The organism is Streptomyces sp. NPDC024687, assembly GCF_055559055.1.
The window spans coordinates 287,987-309,572 of the sequence record NZ_JBVHLJ010000004.1 but is presented as its reverse complement, the minus strand read 5'-3'; the positions used below and the strand labels follow the sequence as shown (position 1 = coordinate 309,572).

General features: G+C 71.8%; 24 protein-coding genes. 17 read left to right on the top strand and 7 right to left on the bottom strand.

Annotated features, from left to right (window positions below; translation table 11 throughout):
* The first annotated feature begins 5 nt into the window (after window positions 1–5).
* Both ACZ39I_RS18105 and ACZ39I_RS18100 read left to right on the top strand, forming a co-directional pair.
* The gene (locus tag ACZ39I_RS18105) at window positions 6–1,274 is read left to right on the top strand and encodes a vWA domain-containing protein (RefSeq protein ID WP_467245350.1); all 1,269 of its coding nucleotides are present in this window, start codon (window positions 6–8) and stop codon (window positions 1,272–1,274) included.
* A gap of 128 nt (window positions 1,275–1,402) precedes the next feature.
* Window positions 1,403–2,302 (top strand): amidohydrolase family protein, encoded by a 900-nt coding sequence (locus ACZ39I_RS18100; RefSeq protein ID WP_467245349.1) that lies wholly within the window; start codon window positions 1,403–1,405, stop codon window positions 2,300–2,302.
* On the opposite strand, the gene ACZ39I_RS18095 is transcribed toward ACZ39I_RS18100, so the two are convergent.
* The gene (locus ACZ39I_RS18095) at window positions 2,286–2,720 is read right to left on the bottom strand and encodes a GNAT family N-acetyltransferase (protein ID WP_467245348.1); all 435 of its coding nucleotides are present in this window, start codon (window positions 2,718–2,720) and stop codon (window positions 2,286–2,288) included. The two genes, ACZ39I_RS18100 and ACZ39I_RS18095, sit on opposite strands and share 17 nt — an antisense overlap.
* Window positions 2,721–2,746: 26 nt before the next feature.
* Between ACZ39I_RS18095 and ACZ39I_RS18090 the strand changes: the two genes are divergently transcribed.
* The 4 genes from ACZ39I_RS18090 (at window position 2,747) to ACZ39I_RS18075 (ending at window position 5,979) form a co-directional block, all read left to right on the top strand.
* Window positions 2,747–3,274 (top strand): CGNR zinc finger domain-containing protein, encoded by a 528-nt coding sequence (locus ACZ39I_RS18090; RefSeq protein WP_467245347.1) that lies wholly within the window; start codon window positions 2,747–2,749, stop codon window positions 3,272–3,274.
* Between the two features lie 130 nt (window positions 3,275–3,404).
* Window positions 3,405–4,316: a metal ABC transporter solute-binding protein, Zn/Mn family gene (locus tag ACZ39I_RS18085; protein ID WP_467245346.1), complete on the top strand. Its 912-nt coding sequence runs from the start codon at window positions 3,405–3,407 to the stop codon at window positions 4,314–4,316.
* Window positions 4,313–5,113 carry a metal ABC transporter ATP-binding protein gene (locus ACZ39I_RS18080; protein ID WP_467245345.1) on the top strand — a complete coding sequence of 267 codons (801 nt, stop codon included), beginning with the start codon at window positions 4,313–4,315 and terminating at the stop codon, window positions 5,111–5,113. Before ACZ39I_RS18085 ends, ACZ39I_RS18080 begins: the two co-directional genes overlap by 4 nt.
* Window positions 5,110–5,979, top strand: coding sequence for a metal ABC transporter permease (locus ACZ39I_RS18075; RefSeq protein WP_467245344.1), 870 nt, complete (start codon window positions 5,110–5,112; stop codon window positions 5,977–5,979). Before ACZ39I_RS18080 ends, ACZ39I_RS18075 begins: the two co-directional genes overlap by 4 nt.
* Window positions 5,980–6,000: 21 nt before the next feature.
* Here ACZ39I_RS18075 and ACZ39I_RS18070 read toward each other — a convergent pair whose 3' ends face one another.
* Window positions 6,001–6,777 carry a helix-turn-helix domain-containing protein gene (locus ACZ39I_RS18070; RefSeq protein WP_467245343.1) on the bottom strand — a complete coding sequence of 259 codons (777 nt, stop codon included), beginning with the start codon at window positions 6,775–6,777 and terminating at the stop codon, window positions 6,001–6,003.
* A gap of 70 nt (window positions 6,778–6,847) precedes the next feature.
* Between ACZ39I_RS18070 and ACZ39I_RS18065 the strand changes: the two genes are divergently transcribed.
* The 3 genes from ACZ39I_RS18065 (at window position 6,848) to ACZ39I_RS18055 (ending at window position 9,813) form a co-directional block, all read left to right on the top strand.
* Window positions 6,848–7,669 (top strand): phytanoyl-CoA dioxygenase family protein, encoded by an 822-nt coding sequence (locus ACZ39I_RS18065; protein WP_467245342.1) that lies wholly within the window; start codon window positions 6,848–6,850, stop codon window positions 7,667–7,669.
* A gap of 2 nt (window positions 7,670–7,671) precedes the next feature.
* Window positions 7,672–7,953, top strand: coding sequence for a hypothetical protein (locus tag ACZ39I_RS18060; RefSeq protein ID WP_467245692.1), 282 nt, complete (start codon window positions 7,672–7,674; stop codon window positions 7,951–7,953).
* Between the two features lie 90 nt (window positions 7,954–8,043).
* Entirely contained in the window at window positions 8,044–9,813 is a 1,770-nt protein-coding gene (locus ACZ39I_RS18055; RefSeq protein WP_467245341.1) for a SpoIIE family protein phosphatase, read from the top strand.
* Window positions 9,814–9,825: 12 nt separating this feature from the next.
* Here ACZ39I_RS18055 and ACZ39I_RS18050 read toward each other — a convergent pair whose 3' ends face one another.
* The 3 genes from ACZ39I_RS18050 to ACZ39I_RS18040 are packed head-to-tail and all read right to left on the bottom strand — an operon-like array spanning window position 9,826 to window position 12,517.
* Entirely contained in the window at window positions 9,826–10,368 is a 543-nt protein-coding gene (locus ACZ39I_RS18050) for a hypothetical protein (RefSeq protein ID WP_467245340.1), read from the bottom strand.
* Window positions 10,365–11,825 (bottom strand): sensor histidine kinase, encoded by a 1,461-nt coding sequence (locus ACZ39I_RS18045; protein ID WP_467245339.1) that lies wholly within the window; start codon window positions 11,823–11,825, stop codon window positions 10,365–10,367. Before ACZ39I_RS18045 ends, ACZ39I_RS18050 begins: the two co-directional genes overlap by 4 nt.
* Complete coding sequence (locus tag ACZ39I_RS18040; protein WP_403670151.1) at window positions 11,822–12,517, bottom strand: response regulator; 696 nt, start codon at window positions 12,515–12,517, stop codon at window positions 11,822–11,824. The genes ACZ39I_RS18045 and ACZ39I_RS18040 overlap by 4 nt, the downstream gene beginning before the upstream one ends.
* Before the next feature lie 173 nt (window positions 12,518–12,690).
* On the opposite strand from ACZ39I_RS18040, the gene ACZ39I_RS18035 reads away from it, so the two are divergent.
* Window positions 12,691–13,497 (top strand): DUF3152 domain-containing protein, encoded by an 807-nt coding sequence (locus ACZ39I_RS18035; protein WP_467245338.1) that lies wholly within the window; start codon window positions 12,691–12,693, stop codon window positions 13,495–13,497.
* Between the two features lie 64 nt (window positions 13,498–13,561).
* A complete protein-coding gene (locus ACZ39I_RS18030; RefSeq protein ID WP_467245337.1) occupies window positions 13,562–16,882 on the top strand; it encodes a S8 family serine peptidase in 3,321 nt (1,106 codons plus the stop codon).
* 87 nt (window positions 16,883–16,969) lie between these two features.
* Here ACZ39I_RS18030 and ACZ39I_RS18025 read toward each other — a convergent pair whose 3' ends face one another.
* On the bottom strand, window positions 16,970–17,419 hold the full coding sequence (locus ACZ39I_RS18025; protein ID WP_467245336.1) for an ArsI/CadI family heavy metal resistance metalloenzyme: 450 nt from the start codon (window positions 17,417–17,419) through the stop codon (window positions 16,970–16,972).
* Between the two features lie 89 nt (window positions 17,420–17,508).
* On the opposite strand from ACZ39I_RS18025, the gene ACZ39I_RS18020 reads away from it, so the two are divergent.
* The 3 genes from ACZ39I_RS18020 to ACZ39I_RS18010 are packed head-to-tail and all read left to right on the top strand — an operon-like array spanning window position 17,509 to window position 19,084.
* Window positions 17,509–17,901 (top strand): ArsR/SmtB family transcription factor, encoded by a 393-nt coding sequence (locus ACZ39I_RS18020; RefSeq protein WP_352386709.1) that lies wholly within the window; start codon window positions 17,509–17,511, stop codon window positions 17,899–17,901.
* The gene (locus tag ACZ39I_RS18015; RefSeq protein ID WP_467245335.1) at window positions 17,898–18,668 is read left to right on the top strand and encodes an aquaporin; all 771 of its coding nucleotides are present in this window, start codon (window positions 17,898–17,900) and stop codon (window positions 18,666–18,668) included. The genes ACZ39I_RS18020 and ACZ39I_RS18015 overlap by 4 nt, the downstream gene beginning before the upstream one ends.
* Window positions 18,665–19,084, top strand: coding sequence for an arsenate reductase ArsC (locus tag ACZ39I_RS18010; RefSeq protein WP_467245334.1), 420 nt, complete (start codon window positions 18,665–18,667; stop codon window positions 19,082–19,084). Before ACZ39I_RS18015 ends, ACZ39I_RS18010 begins: the two co-directional genes overlap by 4 nt.
* Before the next feature lie 39 nt (window positions 19,085–19,123).
* On the opposite strand, the gene ACZ39I_RS18005 is transcribed toward ACZ39I_RS18010, so the two are convergent.
* Window positions 19,124–19,549: a YjbQ family protein gene (locus ACZ39I_RS18005; RefSeq protein WP_467245333.1), complete on the bottom strand. Its 426-nt coding sequence runs from the start codon at window positions 19,547–19,549 to the stop codon at window positions 19,124–19,126.
* 122 nt (window positions 19,550–19,671) lie between these two features.
* Here ACZ39I_RS18005 and ACZ39I_RS18000 point away from each other — a divergent pair, with 122 nt between their 5' ends.
* From ACZ39I_RS18000 to ACZ39I_RS17990, 3 genes are all read left to right on the top strand, one after another.
* Entirely contained in the window at window positions 19,672–19,755 is an 84-nt protein-coding gene (locus ACZ39I_RS18000; protein WP_350495123.1) for a putative leader peptide, read from the top strand.
* 124 nt (window positions 19,756–19,879) lie between these two features.
* Entirely contained in the window at window positions 19,880–20,779 is a 900-nt protein-coding gene (locus tag ACZ39I_RS17995) for an ABC transporter permease (RefSeq protein WP_467245332.1), read from the top strand.
* The gene (locus ACZ39I_RS17990; protein WP_467245331.1) at window positions 20,752–21,570 is read left to right on the top strand and encodes an ABC transporter ATP-binding protein; all 819 of its coding nucleotides are present in this window, start codon (window positions 20,752–20,754) and stop codon (window positions 21,568–21,570) included. The genes ACZ39I_RS17995 and ACZ39I_RS17990 overlap by 28 nt, the downstream gene beginning before the upstream one ends.
* The last annotated feature ends 16 nt before the right edge of the window (window positions 21,571–21,586 follow it).

Here is a 21,586-nt window from a genome sequence, read left to right as displayed (position 1 = left end):
CGCCCATGAGCACGGACACTCCCGGAGAGGCGGGACACCTGGACCGCGACAAGCTCTTCGCCGCCCGTCTGCACGCCGCCCGGGCCCGCCCGTACCTCGCCACCGCGCTGTTCGTGCTGCACACCGTCGAGTCGAAGCGGGTGCCGACGATGGCCGTCGACCGGCACTGGCGGTGCTATGTCTCCCCGGCGTTCGTGGACCGGATGCCCGTGGAGGAGCTGGCGGGCGTGTGGGTGCACGAGGTGTCCCACCTGCTGCGCGACCACCACGGGCGCGGTGACCGGGTGGCCCGGGAACGCGGGCTGACCGGGGTCGGGGACCGGCTGCGGATGAACATCGCCGCGGACTGCGAGATCAACGACGACGTGTACGGCGACGGACTGGTCCAGCCCAAGGGCGCCGTGCGGCCATGGCGGTTGAAGCTGCCAGAAGGGCAGCTCATGGAGGAGTACCTGAGCGGGATCAGCCTCGGGCCGCTCACCCTCGACCTGGCCTGGCTGGACTGCGGCAGTGGTGCCGACGGCCTGGAACGCGAGTGGGACCTGGGGCCCGACGGGGCGGACGGGCTGAGCGAGCAGGAGCGGGACGCGGTCCGCTTCCGGGTGGCGCAGGGCATCAAGGCGCGGCCCGGGAGTACCCCGCAGGGCTGGCAACGGTGGGCGGAGGAGGCGTTCCATCCGCCGCAGCCGTGGCGGGACCTGCTGGGCGCGGCGCTGCGTGCGGCGGTCGCCGGCTCCGGCGCGGGCGACGACTACAGCTACGGGCGTCCGTCGCGGCGCTCGGCGGCGGTGCCCGGCGCGGTGCTGCCGAGTCTGCGGCGCCGGCCGCCCCGGGTCTGCGTGATCATCGACACCTCCGGCTCGGTCAGCGACAGCGAACTGGGCAGCGCCCTGCTGGAGGTCACCGCGATCTCCCGTGCCGTGGGCGGCCGCCGCGACCTGGTCAACGTGCTCTCGTGCGACGCGGCGGCCGGGGCCGTACGTCCGCTGTGCCGGGCCGAGGGCATCCCGCTGGTCGGCGGCGGGGGCACCGATCTGCGCACGGGCTTCGAGAAGGCGCTGCGCTCGCGCCCCCGGCCGGACGTCGTCGTGGCCCTGACCGACGGCCAGACGCCCTGGCCGAGCGCGCGGCCGTCATGCCGTACCGTCATCGGTCTGTTCCCCCGGCCGGGAAGGAGCCGGGCGCGACGCGAGAACGATCCCGAGTACGTGCCGGACTCACCGCCCGCCTGGGCCCGGGTGGTGGAGATCGGCTCGGCGTCCGGAGACCGGTGAGGCGCGACGCTCCGAGCGGGGCGGTCGACCTCACGGTGCCCGCGGGGTGGACGTGGAGGTGGTCGGCCACGAGATCATGGGGGCAGGCGGAGTCCGGAGCACATCGCGGCCCGGGTGGGAGGAGCGCCATGACCAATGTCGACGTGCACCAGCATCTGTGGAGTCCGTCGCTGGTGACGGCCTTGAGGGCGCGGCGCGAGCCGCCGTACCTCGACGGCTGGACGCTGTATCTGGACGGTGAGCCGCCCTACGACCTCCCGCCCGCCGACCACGACGTGACCCTGCGCGCGGAACTCGCCGCCAGTGACGGCCTCGGCCTCGCGCTCGTCTCCCTCTCGGCGCCGATCGGCGTGGAGTGGCTGCCCGCGGCGGAGGCACGGCCGCTGCTGGACGCCTATCACGAGGGCGCGGCCGCGCTGCCGCAGCCGTTCGGGGCGTGGGCCGCCGCCTGTGTGCGGGACATCGATGCCAGGGTGACGGCCGACCACCTCGACCAGGGATTCGTCGGCCTCCAGCTGCCCGCCGACGCCCTGGCGGACGCGGCCGGTTACGCCCGGTGCGCCCCACTGCTCGATCTGCTCGAGGAGCGCGACCTCCCGCTGTTCGTCCACCCCGGGCCCGCGGCCGGTGGCGCGGAGGGGCCCGGCTGGTGGCCCGCGATGGTCCCCTACGTCCAGCAGATGCACGCCGCCTGGTTCGCCTTCCGCGCCTACGGCCGCCCCCGCCACCCGCGGCTGCGGGTCTGTTTCGCCCTGCTGGCCGGGCTGGCGCCGCTGCACGGGGAGCGGTTCGCCGCGCGCGGGGGCGACGGGACACAGCCGGACCCGTCGGTCTTCGTCGAGACGTCCTCGTACGGGCCGCGTGCGGTCGAGTCCGTCGTGCGTGCCCTGGGCGTTCAGGCCGTGGTCCAGGGCTCGGACCGGCCGTACGCGGAGCCGCCGCAGCACCCCGGCCACGGGCTGGGCGGAGCGGCGGCCTATGCCTTCCGTATCGCGAACCCGCGGCGACTGCTCACCGGGAAGGAATGACGGCGCGGTGAAGGGGCGCGCTCCGGACGGGAGCGCGCAGTTCCACCCGGGAGACGTCGTGGTCCCGGAACCAGGCGAGCAGGCCGCCGATGACCGTACGGCTGTGGTCGTCGCGGCGGTGGCCCGGATCGGTGACGACTCCGGTGACGTGCCCGGTCCGGCCGCCGGGCAGGCCCGGTCGGGGCGGGCACCGGTCGACGGCGCCGATGCCGCAGGCGGCGAGCCCGTCGTCCTCGGCGTCCACCACCAGGACGCGCACGTCGTCCGCGGCGAGCTGTTCCCACAGCGCCACGGCCAGTGAGTCCAGGTCGTCGCCGTCGAGATCCCCGGATCGCAGGGCCTGCAGACGGACGAGTTCCACGAGGTCCAACTCCACCGCCTGCCGTACCGCCCATGAGCGTGCGCTGCCTTGTCCCATGCCGATCACCTTGATGTAATGCCCTTGTGCATCTCAACCCTTACGGCGAGGACCCCGTGAAGCTGGCCGCGGATCTGGCCAACCGGCGCCCGGTCGACGTCACGGAGCTTGCGGATCGCTGCCGCGCCGCCGGGGTGGCGCTGGACGGCCCGGTCACCGCACGGGATCTGGCCCGCACGGGTGAGGTGCTGGACGCGTGGGAGAAGGTCGTCGACGCAATGGACGAGGAGGAGCGCGCAGGGTTGCTCAACCGCATGCTGGCGACGGCCGCCGCCTATCCGAGGATGACCGACCACATGGGCACCGGCTGGCATCTGCACTACCGCGACGAGGGCCAGTCGCTCGGCGACGTGCTGTACTCCCTGATCTCCGTGGGCACCGCCCTGCACCTGGCGGGACGCGGCATGCACCGGTTGCGGCGCTGCGAGGTGACGGAGTGCGTCACGATCTTCGCCGACACCACCCGCACCGGCCGGCAGCGGTACTGCTCCCACCGCTGCGCCAACCGCGACGCGGTCCGCCGCCACCGGGCCCGGACCGCGTCCTCGGACTAGCCGGGCGAGGTCCGGACCAGGGGCGGGTCAATTAATGGCAACGGTTTTCACATACCGGCCGTCTGGCCTGTTTACGACAATCATTTTCATCTAGCGTGACGGGGCAATCAGAACCGCGCCTGGAGGATCCATGTCCACGTCCCCGTCCCGCCGTACGGCACTGCTCGTCGGTGCCTCCGTCACCCTGTTGGCAGGCTGCGGCAACTCCTCGGCGGCCCCAGCCGCGTCGTCCCGGGTTGCCGTCGTGGCCTCCACCAACGTGTACGGCGACATCGTCTCGCGCATAGGCGGCGACAAGGTCTCCGTCACCTCGGTCATCAGCGACCCCGACCAGGACCCGCACTCCTACGAGGCCAGCACCCAGAACCAGCTGGCGCTGTCGAAGGCGAAGGTCGTCGTCGAGAACGGCGGCGGCTACGACGACTTCGTGGACCGGATGCTCAGCAGCGCCGGCAACTCCTCCGCCGAGGTGATCAACGCGGTCAAGGTGTCCGGAAAGACCGCGCCCAAGGGCGGCGAGCTCAACGAACACGTCTGGTACGACTTCCCCTCGGTCGCCAAGATCGCCGACCGCATCGCCGCCGCCCTCGGCAAGGCCGACCCCGCGCACGCCGCCGCCTATACGAAGAACGCCGACGCCTTCAAGGCGGACCTGAAGCCGCTGGAGGCCAAGGAGGCGCAGATCAAGAAGGAGCACGGCGGTGAGGCCATCGCCATCACCGAACCCGTGCCGCTGTACATGACCGGCGCGAGCGGGCTGATCGACAAGACGCCCACCGAGTTCAGCGAGGCCATCGAGGAGGGTGACGACGTCTCCCCCAAGGTGCTCCAGGAGACCCTCGCCCTGTTCACCGACAAGCAGGTCGAGGCGCTGGTCTACAACGCCCAGACCTCCGGCCCGCAGACCGAGAAGTCCGAGCAGGCGGCCAAGGCGGCCGGTATCCCGGTGGTCCCGGTGACGGAGACCCTGCCGAGCGGCAAGGACTACCTCGCCTGGATGACCGGCAACGTCGACGCGCTCGCGAACGCACTGGCCAAGTGAGCGCGGTCATCAGCCTGCGCGGGGCCGCCCTCGCCTACGGCCCGCGCCCGGTCTGGCGCGACCTCGAACTGGACGTGCCCGCAGGGGAGTTCCTCGCCGTGCTGGGCCCGAACGGAGCCGGCAAGACCAGCTTCGTGCGGGCCCTGCTAGGCCGACAGCCGCTTTCCGCCGGGGAGTTGACGGTCCTCGGCCGCCCTCCCCGGGAGGCCGCCCGGCACATCGGATACGTCCCCCAGCAGGCGGCCCTGTCCGCGCAGGCGATGCTCCGCGCCCGTGACCTCGTGCGCTTCGGCATCGACGGTCACCGCTTCGGCCCACGCCTGCGAACGGCCGCCGTCCGCAGGCACGTCGACGAGATCCTCGCCTCCGTGGGCGCCTCGGCGTACGCCGACGTGCCCCTCGGCCGGCTGTCCGGCGGTGAGCGGCAACGGGTCCGGATCGGGCAGGCGCTCGCGACCGACCCCCGCATCCTGCTGTGCGACGAGCCTTTGCTCTCCCTCGACCTCCACCACCAGCGCGCCGTCACCGAGTTGGTGGACGCGCGGCGCCGCTCCCACGGCACGGCGGTGGTGTTCGTGACCCACGAGATCAACCCGGTGCTCGGCCTGGTGGACCGAGTGCTGTACCTCGCGCCGGGCGGCCATCGCGTCGGCACCCCCGACGAGGTCCTCACCTCCGCGTCACTGTCCCGGCTGTACGGCACCCGGGTCGACGTCGTGCGGGTGCACGGCCGGGTCGTGGTAGTCGGCGCCCACGACGACCACGCGCACCACCTGCCCGAAGAGGTCCGCCCATGAGCGTCTGGCACCAGCTGTTCGACTTCGAGAACTACGGCGAACTCCTCGTCCTGGTCCGCAACTCGCTCATCGCGGGAGCGGCCCTGGGCCTGGTCGGCGGCCTCGCCGGGGTCTTCGTCGCGATGCGCGACCTGCCCTTCGCGGTGCACGGCATCAGCGAGCTGTCCTTCGCGGGTGCCTCCGGAGCGCTCCTTCTTGGCACGAACATCGTGGCGGGCTCGATCACCGGATCGCTGCTCGCGGCCGGCGCGATCGGCGTGCTCGGCACGCGTGCGCGTGACCGCAACTCGGTGATCGGCATCCTGATGCCGTTCGGACTGGGGCTCGGGGTGCTCTTCCTCGCCCTCTACAAAGGGCGGGCGGCGAACAAGTTCGGCCTGCTCACCGGGCAGATCGTCGCCGTGGACACCCCGCAGACGACCTGGCTGCTCGCCACCTCCGCCGTGGTCCTGATCGCCCTCGCGATCATGTGGCGCCCGCTCGCCTTCGCCAGCGCCGACCCCGACGTCGCCGAGGCCCGCGGGGTCCCGGTGCGCGGGCTGTCCTTCGCCTTCATGATCGTGCTCGGTCTCGCGGTCGCCCTGTCCGTGCAGGTCGTGGGCGCCCTGCTGGTGCTCTCCCTGCTGATCACCCCGGCCGCGGCCGCCGCCCGGGTCACCGCGTCACCGGTCCTGCTGCCGCTGCTGAGCGTGGTCTTCGCCTTGGCGTCGATCGAGGGCGGCATCCTGCTGGCCCTGGGCAGCAGCATCCCGATCAGCCCGTACGTCACGACGATCTCGTTCGTCCTCTACGCCGGCTGCGCCACGGTCGGCAGACACCGGACCCGGCGCCGGGGCGCCCGGCGTACGGCTGCGGCGCCCGCCTGAGCTCCGCTCGCCCCGCTCGCTCTATCCGTGCCCCTCCCGTACGGCCCGCGGCGAGGCCCCCAGCTCCTTGCGGCAGGTCTTGTTGAAGGCCTGGAGGTCGGGGATGCCGACGGTCGCCGCGATCGCCGGGATGGCCAGCGTCGAGGCGATGAGCAGGTGCCGGGCTCGTTCCATGCGGCGGCGCCGGATGTGGGCGACGACGGTGTGTCCGGTGTCCTTGCGGAACAGCCGGGTCAGATGGGTGGGCGAGACCCCGGCGGCACGGGCGATGCCGGGCACGGTCAGGGGGCCGGCCAGGTGCTCCTCGATGTGGGCGATCGCCGTCCGCAGCGCGGGATGCCGGGCCCGGTCCTCGCCGGCGCCGGCCAGGCCGGTCGTGCGCCACAGGACCGTCCACAGCTCGGCGGAGGCCCGGGCCGGGGACTGCGCGGTCGCCGCGACCGTCTGCCGCAACAGCCCGGTCAGCACCGCCGCGTCCGCGCCGGCGTCCTGCATCACCGGGACCCGGCGCCGCTCACCGCCGCCCGGCAGCCGGAAGTGGGCGTACAGGTGCTCGCAGCGCGTGGCGTCGTAGTGGAAGTGGACCTCGGTGCCGGGCGGGACGAGGCTCACGTGGCCGGGGCGGATCGGGTGCCGGGAGCCGCCCAACTCCAGGGTGCCCGAGTAGCCGTAGAGATGGAGCTGCCACAGGCGCGGGAGGCGGAACACGTCGTGCGGGCCCGCGGAGCCGTGGACGCCGACGCCCGCGTTCTCGACGTGGGGCGGCAGGTCGAGGGCCAGGTCGACGTGTCGGGTCATGGTGGAAAATTACCAGTGGTCGTCGATTACAGCCCACGACCGCAGGGCGGGTTGTTCCTACGGTTGCCGTATGTCAACCACACGACAGCTGTTGAACTCCGCTCAGGTGGCGCGGTTCGTGGCCCACGGCTTCCTGCGCCTGGACGGCATCGTGCCCCCGGAGATGAACGAGGAGGCGCTCGGGGTCTTCGCCGCCGGGCTGCCCTCCGTGCCGTACGGCACTCCCGTGCCGAAGGCGTTCCCCGAGGGTTCCTTCGCCCGCCGGCTCGTCGAACTGCCCGCGGTCGCGGGGGCGTTGGAGAGCCTGGTGGGCCCCGATCCGACCGTCGACCACCACTTCGTGCACATCCGTGAGCCGCGTGAGGGCAGTGCGCAGCCGTTGCACGGCGACGCCGTCATCGATGTGCGGCCCGACGCGTTCGACGTCCAGCTCATGTACTACCCGCGGGAGGTCACCGCGGAGATGGGCGGCACGCTCATCGTGCCCGGCAGCCATCTGCGCCGCACCAACGAGTCCGACACCGGCCGCTACCAGAACCTGCGCGGCCAGACCCGGCTGACCTGCCCGGCCGGCACGGTCGTGCTGCTGCACCACGGGATCTGGCACGGCGGGCGGCGCAACGACAGCGACACCGTGCGCCACATGTACAAGATCCGCTTCAACCCGACCGTGCCGCAGGTGCGGCTGTGGGACACCGCGGACCTGGACGCTCCCGCCGTCCGCGAGGAACTGGGGCGCGGTTTCCCCTGGTACGAGCAGGCCACCGGCCGGCTGGAGATCCTGAACCGGATCCGGCTGTGGCGTGCTCTCACCGGCGATCCCGCCTTCGACGTCGATTACTGGGCCACCCGCATCGAAAACCGGCCCGCCGCACGAAGGAGTCAGGCGTGACCATGTCCACCACCGTGCGCCAGCAGGTTCTCGTCCTGTACCTGCACACCTCCGCGCTCGACTCCCGGGTCGTCGGCTGGGCCCGCTACGACGGCACGGGCACCACCCGCCCGACGACCGGGGACAGCGACGAGCCGCCGTACGAGACGGGCGTCGCCGCCCTGGAGGACGGGTGGCGGCTCTTCCAGGCCGCGCAGCTGATCCCGCCGTATCCGGGGACGGAGCACGAGACGTCGTTCCTCAAGCACGAGTTCTTCTTCGAGAAGCTGGTCGGCGGCGGATGAGACCCAGCCCATAGCTTCGTCGCCTCGAATGTGGTCCAATACGCCATAAGTATGACGAATCGGACTACCCCCTTCGAGGAATCACACCCCATGACCCAGCCCCGCGTGTCCGCCCCCTTCCTCTCCTCGGGGACGCTCCGGGAGCTGTCGGAGGCGGCCCGGGAGGCGGGGACCGGGGAGGTGCTTGCCGAGCTGTGGACGGCCCGGCGGTTCCTGGACGGGACACCGGCGGCCGTCGCGGTCCTGGACGCGGACCTGCGCTATCTCTACCTCAACGACACTCTGGCCGAGTTCAACGGGCTGCCCGTCGAGGAGCACCTCGGCCGTCCCATGCTCGAGGTGATCCCCGGCTCCGGGCCCTCGGCCGAGGTGGCCCGCGAGGTGCTCCGCACCGGACGGCCGCAGACGGTCGTCTTCGACGGCCGGGTGCCCGACGACGCCGTGGACGTGCCGCGCTGGTGGCTCGGCGCCTTCCACCGGCTGGCGGGCGAGGACGGCACGATCCTCGGTGTCGCCGCCGTCGTCATGGAGGTCACCGAGGGCATCCGGCAGCGCGAGTCGCTCAGGCGGGCCCAGGAGCGTCTGGAGCTGCTGGAGGAGACCGCCGCCCGGGTCGGCGGCACGCTCGACGCGGCCGAGGCCTGCCGGGCACTGACCGCTCTGCTGGTGCCGCGGTTCGCCGACTACGCCGCCGTCGACGTGCTCGACCCCGAGGGCACCCGCAGGGCTCCGGCCACCCCCGTCCCGGTGCGACTGCGGCGCATGGCCGTGACCGCCGCTCCGGACGTTCCCCAACCGCACACCCCCGCGACCAGAAGCGGCGAGGTGATCTTCCACCAGGCCACTTCGTCGATGTCGCAGGTGCTGACCGGGCACAAGACCGTGGTGCTCAACCGGCCCGACGACGACACCGTGCGGCTGCTCGCCCCCACGCGGCAGCGGCTGGAGCACTACCGGGCGCTGGAGCTGCACTCCGTGGCCTACCTGCCCCTCATGGTCCGCGGGGAGCCCGTCGGGGCGGTCATGCTCGGCCGCAGGGCGCACTCCCCCGAGTTCACGCCGGACGACGTAGAGCTTCTGGAACTGCTGACCCCACGGGCCGCGACGGGCATCGGCCACGCCCTGCGCTACACCCACGAGCACGAGACCGCGCTGGAGATGCAGCGGGCCTTCCTGGCCACCCCGCACATACCGGGGCCTGGCGTGGAGATCGCCAGCCGTTATCTGCCCGCCGGGCGGGGTGCCGAGGTGGGCGGCGACTGGTTCGACGCCGTCGCACTGCCCTCGGGACGCACCCTGCTCCTGGTCGGGGACGTCATGGGACACGGGGTGCGCGCCGCCGCGGCCATGAGCGAGTACCGCTCCCTGCTCCGCGCGCTGGCCCTGCAGGGGCTCGCCCCCGACCGGCTGCTCACCGAGGCGGACCGCACCGCCCACGCCCTCGACCTGGACCGCGTCGCCACCTGTGTGCTGGCCCTGCTGGACCCCGCCGCCGAGGAAGCGGTCCTGGCCACGGCCGGCCATGTCCCGCCCCTGCTGGTCCGGCCCGGCAGCACCTCCGAGCTCGCGGATCTGCCGGTCGGACCTCCGCTGGGCACGGGCTTCGGCGGGTACGAGAGCCGGCGCCGTCCGATGCCGCCGGGCTCCCTGCTGCTGGCCTACACCGACGGGCTCGTGGAAAGGCGCGGCGAGGACATCGACACGGGTCTCGCCGCCCTCGCCCACGTCCCCATCGCCTCCGGACACGCCCTCACGGACATCCTCACCACCGTCGTCGACCGCCTGGCCCCGGCCGACTCGGAGGACGACGTCACACTGCTCGCCGCGCGTACCCTGCCGGAGCCGCTCGGACCCCGGTGACCTTCCGCCTCCTCACCGCTCGGGGCAGCCCTCGTCCGACGCCCTCACCCGCCATCCACCACCGTCGGTCACTTCAGCGGTGACCGCGGCGTCGGACGGACGCGTGAGGCGGTACGCGGCGGCGGCCGTGCAGACCATCTGCCGTACCCCGGTGCCGCTCAGCCTGTCCATGCCCGCGGGGAGCCGGATCGTCATCGCGTTCCCCTGCACCGTCACCGTCGGGGTGTCCGGCGAAGGCGGGTCGCCGGGCCCGTCGGTGGCGGGCGGGAGTGCCATGGCGGTCGGCACTCCCGGCACTTCGGTGGCAAGGCCGTCCTGGCGTCCCTCCCCGGCCAGCGGACCGGCCATCAGCAGCCGCAGCGCCGACTCCGGGTCACCGGGCCGCTCGGTCGTGCGGGGCATCGCGACGAGTGCACCGCCCTCGACGAAGTAGACCGGCGTCTGCGGAAGGGTCCCGCTCGCGGGGCCGCCGGCCTCCACCACGCCGGTGGCGGGGATCCCGCAGGAGGTGAGCGCGAGGAGCGCCAGCAGCGGGACGCGGCGAAGCAGCTTCATGACGTGCCCTCCTCGGGCGACTCGTCCCGCCGCAGCGGAAGTTCTACGGTGAAGACGGCGCCGCCGGCCGGGTGGTTGGCCGCGCGAACGGTCCCGCCGTGGATCCGGACGTTCTCGGCGGTGATGGCGAGACCGAGGCCGCTGCCCTCGGAGCGGATCCTGGCGGTGTCCGACTTGTAGAACCGCTCGAAGACATGGGGCAGGACGTCGTTCGGGATGCCGGGACCGCTGTCCCGCACCTCGATGACGGCCGCCGCGTCGCCGCCGCTCAGGCGCACCTGCACCGGATGCCCACCGTGCTTGAGGGCGTTGCCGACCAGGTTGGCGACGACCACGTCGAGGCGGCGCGGGTCGACACGTCCGCGTACCGCGTCCGGTGGCGGCAGTTCGGTGGTCACCGTGTCCGTCCAGCCGCGGGAGGCGAGGGTGCGGCGGATCGACTCGGCGAGGTCGATCTCGTCGAGGTGCAGCACCGCCGCGCCCGCGTCGAAGCGGGAGATCTCCATCAAGTCGTCGACGAGGCGGGCGAGTTTGAGGGTCTCCTCGCTGATGAGCCGGACGGCGGTGGCCGTGTCCGGGTCCAGTCGGGCGGCGTCCTCGTCGAGGACGTCGGTGACCGCGGACATGGCGGCGAGCGGGGTGCGCAGTTCGTGCGAGACGTCGGCGGCGAAGCGGCGGGCCCGGGACTCCATCTCGCGGAGCTCCGCGACCGACGACTCCAGCGCGGCGGCCGTCTCGTTGAACGTGTGGGACAGGTCGGCGAGTTCGTCCGAGCCGTTGACCGCGAGCCGGGTGTCCAGGCGCCCTTCGGCGATCCTGCGGGTGGCGAGCCGCAGCTTGCGCACCGGCACCAGCACCCCGCGGGCGGCGAGGAGCGCGAGCACGACGGCGAGCGCGAGGGCCACCACCATGGCCCGCTCGACAGCGGTGACCAGGGCGTCGACGTACGCCTGTTCCGTGGTCTGCGGAACGACGAGGAACACGCGGACCCCGGTGACCGTGGCGGCGGTGTCCCGGCCGCCGAAGAGGATCGACATGCCGACGACGAGGGACGTGCGTCCCTCGCCGCGCACCCGCTGGAAGACGGTGGCCCGGCTGGATCCGACGGCCTCCCGCAGTGCGGGAGTCACCTCGGTGAAGGCGTCTCCCGGCACGGAGGAGCCGCTGAGGTCCCCGTAGGTCACCAGCACCCGCCAGCTGCCCTGCGACTCGGTGGCCGCCACGTCCTGCGCGAACTCCCGCAGCGCCGACTCCTCGGGGGGCACGGCGAGTTCGGCGGCATGCTGGTTGAGCTGCGCCCGCAGTTGCCTGATGGTGGCGTCCTGACTCTGCTGGAGGACTCCGGTGCGCGCCTCCCGGAAGGTCAGGGCCCCGGTCGAGATGGCCGCGACGGCGGCGACGAGCCCGAAGGCCACCACCAGACGGGCCCGCAGGCCCCGCAGCCGGCGCTTCCTCACGGCGCCGCGAAGCGGTAGCCGAACCCGCGCACGGTGTGGATGTAGCGGGGTGCGCGGGGCGGCTCGGACATCTTGGTGCGCAGTCGCTTGACGCAGGCGTCCACCAGTCGGGCGTCACCGTGGTAGTCGTGCTCCCACACCGCCTCCAGGAGTTGCTGACGGCTGAACACCTGGCCCGGTGAGGCGGAGAGGGTGAGCAGAAGCCGTAACTCGGAGGGGGCGAGGGCGATCGGCTCGCCGCTCAGCGCGACGGTCAGGCCGGCCCGGTCGACGGCGAGGTCGCCGTAGGTGTCGATCTTCGGCAGGCCCTCGGCCCCCGGCGCGGCCCCCGCCGTCCGGCGCAGGACGGCGCGTATCCGCGCGTCGAGCACCCTCGCCAGTACGGGTTTGACGACGTAGTCGTCGGCGCCCGCCTCCAGGCCGACGACGATGTCCACTTCCTCGCCCCGGGCCGTCGCCATGATGATCGGCAGGGTCTGGTCGACGGCCCGTATACCCCGGCACACGTCCAGGCCGGTCATGCCGGGCAGCATCAGATCGAGGACGACGATGTCCGGCCGGAAGGCCCGCAGCCGGTCCATCCCCTCCTCACCGGTGGCGGTGGCGGCGACGTCATGGTTCTGGCGGCGCAGGGCCAGGGCGACCCCCTCCCGCACGGCGGGGTCGTCTTCGATCAGCAGTACACGTGGCATGCGCACAGTATCCACACGGCCATGACCACGAGGAGGGTTATCGGTTCGTTATCTTCCGGGCCAGGTCCGATCACATGGCGATCACATCGTGAACCACCGTGACAGCGCACAAACGAAACCCCACCGGCAACCGTCGCCGGAAGCGCTCCGAGCGGAGTGTGAAGAGCCAACTGATGGGCGGCCTGGCTGCGTTGGCGGCCTTCGCGGCTGCCGGTGGCGCGGTGGTGGCGTGGCTGCCGTCCGATGCAGGGCGAACGTCCGTGGCCCTCCCACCAGTTGAGAGTCCGGCGGCTCAACGGACCACCGGGTCAACGGAACGGGGGCCGGCACCGGAGGCGGCCTCGGACTCGGACTCGGACTCGGACTCGGACTCGGAAGAGTCGAGCGCGTCTCCCGGTCCCTCCACGACTCCCCTCCCCCAGAGCGGTCCGGGGACCTTCGTCACCGCGCCCGGTGGCAGCGCCCGGGTCGGCACGGGCACGCCGTTGCGCTACCGGGTCGAGGTGGAGCAGGGCATCACGATCTCCCCCGAGGACGTCGCCGAGCAGGTGGAGCGGACGCTGGCGGACCCGCGCGGCTGGACGGCCGACGGCCACTCGGCGTTCCAGCGGGTGTCCAGTGGCCCCACCGACTTCCGGGTCCGGCTCGCCACCCCGGCGACCGTCGACACGTTCTGTGCCGAGGGCGGCCTCGACACCGGCGGCAAGGTCAACTGCAGCGTCAACCGCAACGTGATGGTCAACCTCAGACGCTGGGTCCTGGCCACCGAGTTCTATCCGAAGGACGTGGTCGGGTACCGCTCGCTGATCATCAACCATGAGGTGGGCCACTTCCTCGGCCACGGCCATGTGACCTGCCCCGGAAAGGGGCGGCCGGCCCCGGCGATGATGCAGCAGATCAAGGGCCTGCTCGGCTGCGTCCCCAATGTCTGGCCGTACGACAGCGACGGCCGTCTCCTCACGGGCCCCTCCGTCCCGTGACGCATTGATCCCCCAACTGTCAGGAGTTCAGATGGAGTTACGCGTACGCCACAGACATGCGGCCATGGCCGCGGGAGTGGCTTCCGCGGCCCTGGTCCTCGCCGGTCTCCCGGCCGGTGCGGGAGCCGTCGACACCGGGAGCGGTCGTACGGCCGCCGCGGTACGGACGGTCACACTGGTCACCGGCGACCGGGTCCTGGTCGGCGACAAGGGCCAGGTCTCCGGGGTGGAGCGGGCACCGGGCCGCAAGGACGTGCCGTTCTCGGTCCGGGAGGTCGCCGGGCACACCCGGGTCGTACCCGGTGACGCCGAACTGCTGCTTGCCGAGGGCAAGTTGGACGCTCGGCTGTTCGATGTGACGCAGCTACTCAAGGACGGCTACGACGACGCGGGCCGGTCCGACGTACCGCTGATCGTCACGTTCAAGGGCAAGAAGGCGCCCTCGATGAGCCCGTTCACCGAGGCCGGGGCCCGGATGGGCCGTACGCTGCCCGTGGTCAACGGCAGGTCGATGCGTTCCGTCAAGAAACGGACCACCGACTTCTGGGACACCGTCACCACCGAGGAGTCCGGGGCCGTCGAGAAGGTCTGGCTGGACGGCCGGCGCAAAGCCTCGCTCGACAAGAGCGTCCCGCAGATCGGCGCACCTGCCGCGTGGGCCGCCGGGTACGACGGGACCGGGGTGAAGGTCGCCGTCCTGGACACCGGGGTCGACACCTCCCACCCCGATCTCGCGCACCAGGTGGTCGAGGAGAAGGACTTCTCGGGCTCCGACGGCACCGGCGACAAGTTCGGACACGGCACGCACGTGGCGTCCACCGTGGCCGGAACCGGCGCCAAGTCCGACGGCAGGTTCAAGGGGGTCGCGCCGGGCGCGAAGATCCTCAACGGCAAGGTCCTGGACGACACGGGCTTCGGCTCGGACTCCGGGATCATCGCCGGCATGGAGTGGGCGGTGGCCCAGAAGGCGGACGTCGTCAACCTCAGCCTCGGCGGCACCGACCTGCCGGGCACCGACCCGATGGAGGAGGCCGTGGACCGGCTCTCCGCCGAATCCGACACGCTGTTCGTCGTGGCGGCGGGAAACGAGGGCGAGTTCGGCGAGGGCACGGTCGGCTCGCCCGGCAGCGCGGACGCCGCGCTCACCGTGGGCGCGGTCGACAAGTCCGACGCGCTCGCCGACTTCTCCAGTCGCGGCCCGCGGGTCGGGGACAGCGGCGTCAAGCCGGACCTGACCGCGCCCGGTGTCGAGATCACGGCAGCGGCGGCGGCCGGCAGCCTCCTAGAGAAGGAGTACCCCTCCGGCGTCCCGGGTTACGCCACCCTCGACGGTACGTCCATGGCGACCCCGCACGTCGCGGGCGCCGCCGCCCTCCTCGCCCAGCAGCATCCCGACTGGAGCGGCGAGCGCCTCAAGGCGGTCCTCACCGGCTCCGCGAAGCCGGGGACGTACAGCTCCTTCCAGCAGGGCACGGGACGTACCGATCTGGTCCGGGCGCTGGAACAGAACATCGTCACCGAGCAGGGACCGCTCGACTTCGGCGAGCAGCAGTGGCCGCACGGCGACGACAAGCCGTCCACCCAGCAGCTCACCTACCGCAACCTCGGCACCGAGCCGATCACCCTCGACCTGTCCGTCGACGCCTTCGCGGTGGACGGGAAGCCCGCCGCCGAGGGCATGTTCAGTGTGTCCCCGCAGCGGATCACCGTCCCGGCGGGCGGCACCGCGAGCGCCGAGGTCACGGCGGACACCCGCGCGGGGAGCGCCGACGGCAGCTTCGGCGGTTCGGTGCAGGCCACGTCGGCCGACGGCAAGGTCCAGGTGCGGTCCGCCGTAGGGGTGGCGCGCGAGGTGGAGTCGTACAGCCTGACGCTGAAGCACCTCGACGAGGACGGCCGGCCGACCGGGGACGCCGCCACCGCCGTCGCCGATTTCGACGGCGACTTCTACGCCGAGTACGCCGACGTGCAGGACGGCGAGCTGACGGTACGGCTGCCCAAGGGCGACTACATCCTCAGCGGGATCGTCCACCCGGAGACCTCGTCACCGCTGCACGCCGTGCTGGTGGAGCCGAGGTTCCGGCTGGACGGCGACAAGACCGTCACCGTGGACGCCCGGCAGGCGAAGCCGGTGGACATCACCGTGCCGGACCCGGCGGCCGAGAACACCGACGCCACCGTCGTGATCGGCTTCGGGCGCGGGGAGGGCAAGCGGGACGGTTCACTCCAGTACCTGATGCCGAGCTTTGCGGGCTCGCGGTTCGGGCGGCTGGGCGGCGGGGAGTCCGTGGACGGGCTCAACGCCCTGTACTCCGGTGGCTGGAGCGGCCGGGGCACGGACGGCAGCCGGGTCAACTATCACGCGGCCTGGTACCGGAAGGGCAGCGTGGACGGCTTCACCGCCAAGGTCGAGCGGAAGCAGTTGGCGAAGATCGACCTCCAGGTGGGCGAGGCCGTCGACGGCCGGCGTGTCCAGGCCGAGGTGAGCCCGCACCTGCCCGACGGCGAGCTGGTGTTCGGCTTCACCGACATGCGGGGCGACCTGCCGTTCCGGAGCACCGAGTACGTCCTCGACAACGGCGTGCAGTGGTCCCTGCGCACCTGGCAGGTCTCGGGCGACATCCAGGACTCGGTCTTCGAGAACTTCCTCATGAGGATGCCGCGGATCTGGAAGGCCGGTCACAGCTACCAGGAGCGCTTCAACGTCGGTGTCTTCGGCCCGGCACCGGTCGGCACCGGACAGCTCGGACCGGCCAGGGGCTTCCCCGGAGTCGCCCGCATGGGGAACACCGTCAGGGCGTATCTCCCGCTGTTCGGCGACGGCGACGGACACTGGGGCATCAGCGACACGACGGCGGTGACGACCAGGCTGGAGGCGAACGGCAAGGAGATCACCGACGACTACAGCACCCCTCCGACCGACGGGGTCACCGAGTACACGGTCCCGGAAGGGGACACCGCGTACAGGCTGACGGTGGACAACTCCCGTGACCCTGCCGTGTATTCGGTCAGCACCCGCGTCCACGCGGAGTGGACGTTCCGCTCGGCGAAGACCCCGGACGACGAGTTCACCGCACTGCCCGTGTCGACGGTCCGCTTCAGCCCCGACCTGACCCTGGCGAGCACGGCGAAGGCGGGCAAGCGCTTCGAGGTGCCCTTCACCGTCGAGGGCGCGGCGGCGGGGCAGCGCCCGGCGAAGCTGGCCTTCCAGGTGTCGTACGACGAGGGGAAGACCTGGCAGCCCGCCAAGTCCGTCGGCGGCACACACCTGTCGCTGAAGCACCCGGCGACCGCAGGCTCCGTCTCCCTGCGCGCGGAGCTGACGGACCGGGCGGGCAACACCCTGACCCAGACGATCGAAAGGGCCTATCTGACCACCCCGTAACCCCTCCGCACGCACCCCTGCCCGGGACGGCCTCGCCGCTGTCCCGGGCAGAGGGCCTTGTGGACACTCCGCGCCGGGAGGCAGGGGTCAGCTTCCGCAGGTACATCCTGCGGTGGCCTTCGCCCCGGTGCAGCAGGCGTCCGGGGAGGTGTCGGTCTTCTCCAGGGTGTCGGCATCGGCCTTGACCACGTACACCTCCCACGGCTCCTTGCCCGGGCCGTGCACCCACACCTTGTCCTGCAGGGCGTAGCAGCAGGAGGTGTCGTTCTCCTCGAAGGTGGCCAGGCCGGCCTCCTTCAGCCGGGTCGTGGCGGCGTTCACGTCCTCGGTGCCGGCGACCTCGATGCCGAGGTGGTCGAGGCGGGTCTCCTCGCCGCTCCCGCCCTCGATGAGGACCAGCTTCAGCGGGGGCTCGGTGACGGCGAAGTTGGCGTAGCCCTCGCGCCGCTTGGCGGGCTCGGTGCCGAAGAGCTTGGAGTAGAAGGCGATCGAGCCTTCCAGGTCGGCGACGCGCAGGGCCAGTTGGACTCGGGACATGGCGGTCTCCCATCCGGGACGATGCTGTATCGACGAGCGTCGATACAGCGGAGGTTGCCACCTGGATAGACGGATGTCAACATAGAGCCATGTCGAAACAAGCTGATCTGCCGGTGCTCGGTCAGGACGAGGCCTGCTGCGCCCCGATGGTCCGTGAGCCGCTGGGCGAAGTGGACGCGGCCGAGCTGTCGCGGATGTTCAAAGCGCTGTCGGACCCCGTCCGGCTGCGTCTGCTGTCCCTGATCGCCTCCCACGAGGGCGGCGAGGCGTGCGTGTGCGACCTGACCGGCCCCTTCGACGTCTCCCAGCCGACCATCTCCCACCATCTGAAGGTGCTGCGCGAGGCCGGGCTGGTCGGCTCCGAACGGCGGGGGACGTGGGTGTACTACTGGGTGCTCCCCGAGGCCCTGGGCAGGCTGTCCGCCCTCCTGGAGACACCGGCCGTACCCACACCGTCCGTACCCGCGAGGGCCTCCGCGTGAGCCCCTCCGTCCCTCTCGCGCGGCGGGCGGCGGCCGAGGCCGTCGGCACAGGGGCACTGGTGGCGGTGGTGGTCGGCTCGGGGATCCAGGCGAGTGAGCTGACCCGCGACATCGGTGTGCAACTGCTGGCCAACTCCCTGGCCACCGTGTTCGGTCTGGGCGTGCTCATCGCCCTGCTCGGGCCCGTTTCCGGGGCGCACTTCAACCCCGTCGTGACCCTCGCCGCCTGGTTCACCGGCCGCCGTACGGCCGACGGACCCGGCCCGCGAGAAGTGGCGGCGTACGTGCCCGCCCAGATCGCCGGGGCCGTCGCCGGCGCGGTCCTGGCGGACGCCATGTTCGGCCGGCCTCTGGTGCGGTGGTCGACGCACGACCGGTCCGCGGGACATCTGTGGCTGGGAGAAGCGGTCGCCACGGCGGGACTGGTCTGGCTGATCTTCGGGTTGGCGCGGGCAGGCCGGGCGCACCTGGCACCGGTGGGGGTCGCCTCCTACATCGGCGCCGCCTACTGGTTCACCTCCTCCACCAGCTTCGCCAATCCGGCCGTGACCATCGGCCGGGCCTTCACCGACACCTTCGCCGGCATCGCTCCCGCGTCCGTGGCGCCGTTCCTCGCCGCGCAGTTCGTGGGCGCGGGCATCGGTCTCGCGCTGGTCGCCGTCACGTTCGGCCGCCGCGTGCCCGTGGCCGAGGACGAGGTCGTCGTCCCGCACGGCGATCAGCAGTTCCCCGCCCGACCCGCAGAAGAAAGCGCCGTGTCCTCATGAGCTCTCCCGTCGCCCCGTCCGTGCTGTTCGTGTGCGTGCACAACGCCGGCCGGTCCCAGATGGCCGCCGCCTTCCTCACCCGTTTCGCGGGGGACAGGGTCCAGGTCCGCTCCGCCGGTTCCGCGCCCGCCGACGCGGTGAACCCAGCTGTCGTGGAGGCCATGAAGGAGACCGGTATCGACATCTCCGCGGAGACCCCGAAGGTCCTCACCGCCGACGCGGTCCAGGCCTCCGACGTGGTCATCACGATGGGCTGCGGAGACGCCTGCCCGTACTTCCCTGGCAAGCGGTACCTGGACTGGAAGCTGGACGACCCCGCCGGGCAGGGCGTCGGGGCCGTCCGGCCGATCCGCGACGAGATCGAACGGCGCGTCCGCGGCCTGCTCGCCGAGCTCGACGTGGAGGTGACGCCGTGAGTACGGCACCGGGGTGCGGGCTCCGCTTGAGTTCGCCCACTAGCCCGCGAGAAAAGTGAGGCGCACCTTCCGCTGAGGGTTGTCCCTGTTCGTGTCCACCAGGCACACCGACTGCCAGGTCCCCAGCTCCAGTTGCCCGTTCACCACCGGCAGTGTGGCGTGTGGCGGCACGATCGCCGGGAGGACGTGGTCGCGGCCGTGGCCGGGGCTGCCGTGGCGGTGCTGCCAGCGGTCGTCGGCGGGGAGGAGGGCGTGAAGGGCGGCCAGGAGGTCGTCGTCACTGCCGGCGCCCGTCTCGATGATCGCGACGCCTGCGGTCGCGTGCGGGACGAAGACGTTGAGGAGGCCGTCGCGGCCCGCGGCGGCCTCCCTCAGGAAGGCCGCGCAGTCGCCGGTGAGGTCGACGATCCGCTCCGCGGAACCGGAGGCGACGTTCAGGACTCGGGTGGTGAAAGCGTCTGACATGCCCCTATCCTCACCCCTCCCGCGGGATTCACTCGTCATGGACGGCTCGTCCTGCGATACGGCGGTTCCAGTCCGCGAGACGCCATTGACCGTGGACACGCCGACTGGCTAGCTTCGGCCACATGTTGCGTTCAGTCCTGCTCACCACGCGCGGTCACATCGACCTGCTGCGGGTGGCCTCCGCCGCGTGTCGCCGCGGCTGCTGACGCCCCTTCCCTTTCTTCCCCCACCCTCGCTCCGCTGACGGACGCGTGCACTGATCCGTGCCGTCCTGTGCGGTGGTGTCGAGGCGTGCCCCTCACCGGCCGCTCTCCCCCTCCGTGGAGCATCATGAGCATCAGCCATGCCCCGCCCGGCTCGTCCGCACCCGACATATCGGAAACGTCCCGTCAGGATGCCGTCGAGCTCACCCCCCTCGGCCCCGCTCCCGACCTCGAACCCATCGTCCCCACGTCCTCCCGCCGTACCCGCGTCCCCCGCTGGCTGCGCCGCACCACCGGTCCGGTCCTGCTGCTGGCGTTGTGGCAACTCCTCAGCGGCACAGGCGTGCTGACCGCCGACGTCCTGGCCTCCCCCGGCCGTATCGCCCAGGTCGCGGGCGATCTGATCGCCGACGGTTCACTGACCTCGGCGATGACGACCTCGCTCCAGCGGGTCGCGGGCGGGCTGCTCCTCGGCACCGTCATCGGCACCGGACTCGCCCTCGTCTCGGGCCTGTTCCGGGTGGGTGAGGACATCGTGGACGCACCGCTTCAGATGTTGCGGACCGTGCCGTTCGTCGGTCTGATCCCGCTGTTCATCATCTGGTTCGGCATCGGCGAGGCCCCGAAGATCGCCATCATCACCCTCGGCGTGACCTTTCCGCTCTACCTGAACGTCTACGCGGGCATCCGTGGCGTGGACTCGCAGTTGATCGAGGCCGGGGAGTCCCTCGGTCTCTCCCGGTGGGGGCTCGTACGGCATGTCATCCTGCCGGGCGCGCTGCCCGGCGCCATGACCGGTCTGCGCTACTCGCTCGGCATCGCCTGGCTCGCGCTCGTCTTCGCGGAGCAGGTCAACGCGGACTCCGGCATCGGCTTCCTGATGGTGCAGGCGCGGGACTTCCTGCGCACCGACGTCATCGTGGTCTGCCTGATCGTCTACGCCTTCCTCGGCCTGCTGGCCGACTTCATCGTCCGCTCCCTCGAAAGGCTGCTGCTGCAATGGCGACCGACGTTCACCGGCCGGTGATCCCCCAGGTGTCCCGCACGTCCGACACAGCTGAAGCGGCTGAGGCAGCGGAGGCGCCCGCAGCATCCGACGTTCCCCGCCCCGCACAGGCCGTGCGCGTCGAAGGTCTGACCCGCTCCTTCGACGGCCGTGCCGTCATCGACAATCTCCGACTCGACGTCCGGCCGGGCGAGTTCGTCGCCCTGCTGGGCCGCAGCGGCTGCGGCAAGTCCACCCTGCTGCGCATCCTCGCCGGACTCGACCGGGACATCGAGGGCACCGTGCTGGTCCCGCGCCGCAAGGCGGTCGCCTTCCAGGCACCCCGGCTGATGCCGTGGAAGAAGGTGTGGCGCAACGTCCTGCTGGGCCTGCCCGGCAAGCCGGCCCGTGCCGTCGCCGACCGGGCCCTGCAGGAGGTCGGTCTGAGCCACCGTACGGATGCCTGGCCCAAGACCCTCTCCGGCGGCGAGGCACAACGCGCCTCCCTGGCACGGGCGTTGGTGCGCGAGCCCGATCTCCTGCTGCTGGACGAGCCGTTCGGTGCGCTCGACGCGCTCACCCGGATCAGGGCCCAGCGTCTGGTGGGTGAGTTGTGGCAGCGCCGCGGCTGCGCGGTGCTGCTGGTGACGCACGACGTCGAGGAGGCCGTCCTGCTCGCCGACCGGGTCCTCGTGATGGACGAGGGGGTCATCGCGCACGAGCAGGAGATCGACCTCGACCGGCCGCGCGACATCACCGATCCCCGGTTCGCGGAGATCCGCGGGCAGCTCCTGGAGCGCCTGGGCGTCGACACCGCAGCCGAAGCCGCCTGAACTCCCCCACCCACAA

What these genes read in the sequence shown, in the direction of transcription:
- ACZ39I_RS18010 (WP_467245334.1), top strand. Translation starts at nt 18,665, where the DNA reads ATGAGCTCTCCCGTCGCCCCGTCCGTGCTGTTCGTGTGCGTGCACAAC.
- ACZ39I_RS18040 (WP_403670151.1), bottom strand. Translation starts at nt 12,517, where the DNA reads ATGCCACGTGTACTGCTGATCGAAGACGACCCCGCCGTGCGGGAGGGG.
- ACZ39I_RS18005 (WP_467245333.1), bottom strand. Translation starts at nt 19,549, where the DNA reads ATGTCAGACGCTTTCACCACCCGAGTCCTGAACGTCGCCTCCGGTTCC.
- ACZ39I_RS18105 (WP_467245350.1), top strand. Translation starts at nt 6, where the DNA reads ATGAGCACGGACACTCCCGGAGAGGCGGGACACCTGGACCGCGACAAG.
- ACZ39I_RS18055 (WP_467245341.1), top strand. Translation starts at nt 8,044, where the DNA reads ATGACCCAGCCCCGCGTGTCCGCCCCCTTCCTCTCCTCGGGGACGCTC.
- ACZ39I_RS18070 (WP_467245343.1), bottom strand. Translation starts at nt 6,777, where the DNA reads ATGACCCGACACGTCGACCTGGCCCTCGACCTGCCGCCCCACGTCGAG.
- ACZ39I_RS18100 (WP_467245349.1), top strand. Translation starts at nt 1,403, where the DNA reads ATGACCAATGTCGACGTGCACCAGCATCTGTGGAGTCCGTCGCTGGTG.
- ACZ39I_RS18060 (WP_467245692.1), top strand. Translation starts at nt 7,672, where the DNA reads ATGTCCACCACCGTGCGCCAGCAGGTTCTCGTCCTGTACCTGCACACC.
- ACZ39I_RS18030 (WP_467245337.1), top strand. Translation starts at nt 13,562, where the DNA reads ATGGCCGCGGGAGTGGCTTCCGCGGCCCTGGTCCTCGCCGGTCTCCCG.
- ACZ39I_RS18035 (WP_467245338.1), top strand. Translation starts at nt 12,691, where the DNA reads ATGGGCGGCCTGGCTGCGTTGGCGGCCTTCGCGGCTGCCGGTGGCGCG.
- ACZ39I_RS18020 (WP_352386709.1), top strand. Translation starts at nt 17,509, where the DNA reads ATGTCGAAACAAGCTGATCTGCCGGTGCTCGGTCAGGACGAGGCCTGC.
- ACZ39I_RS18000 (WP_350495123.1), top strand. Translation starts at nt 19,672, where the DNA reads ATGTTGCGTTCAGTCCTGCTCACCACGCGCGGTCACATCGACCTGCTG.
- ACZ39I_RS18025 (WP_467245336.1), bottom strand. Translation starts at nt 17,419, where the DNA reads ATGTCCCGAGTCCAACTGGCCCTGCGCGTCGCCGACCTGGAAGGCTCG.
- ACZ39I_RS18050 (WP_467245340.1), bottom strand. Translation starts at nt 10,368, where the DNA reads ATGAAGCTGCTTCGCCGCGTCCCGCTGCTGGCGCTCCTCGCGCTCACC.
- ACZ39I_RS18095 (WP_467245348.1), bottom strand. Translation starts at nt 2,720, where the DNA reads ATGGGACAAGGCAGCGCACGCTCATGGGCGGTACGGCAGGCGGTGGAG.
- ACZ39I_RS18065 (WP_467245342.1), top strand. Translation starts at nt 6,848, where the DNA reads ATGTCAACCACACGACAGCTGTTGAACTCCGCTCAGGTGGCGCGGTTC.
- ACZ39I_RS18085 (WP_467245346.1), top strand. Translation starts at nt 3,405, where the DNA reads ATGTCCACGTCCCCGTCCCGCCGTACGGCACTGCTCGTCGGTGCCTCC.
- ACZ39I_RS18075 (WP_467245344.1), top strand. Translation starts at nt 5,110, where the DNA reads ATGAGCGTCTGGCACCAGCTGTTCGACTTCGAGAACTACGGCGAACTC.
- ACZ39I_RS17995 (WP_467245332.1), top strand. Translation starts at nt 19,880, where the DNA reads ATGAGCATCAGCCATGCCCCGCCCGGCTCGTCCGCACCCGACATATCG.
- ACZ39I_RS17990 (WP_467245331.1), top strand. Translation starts at nt 20,752, where the DNA reads ATGGCGACCGACGTTCACCGGCCGGTGATCCCCCAGGTGTCCCGCACG.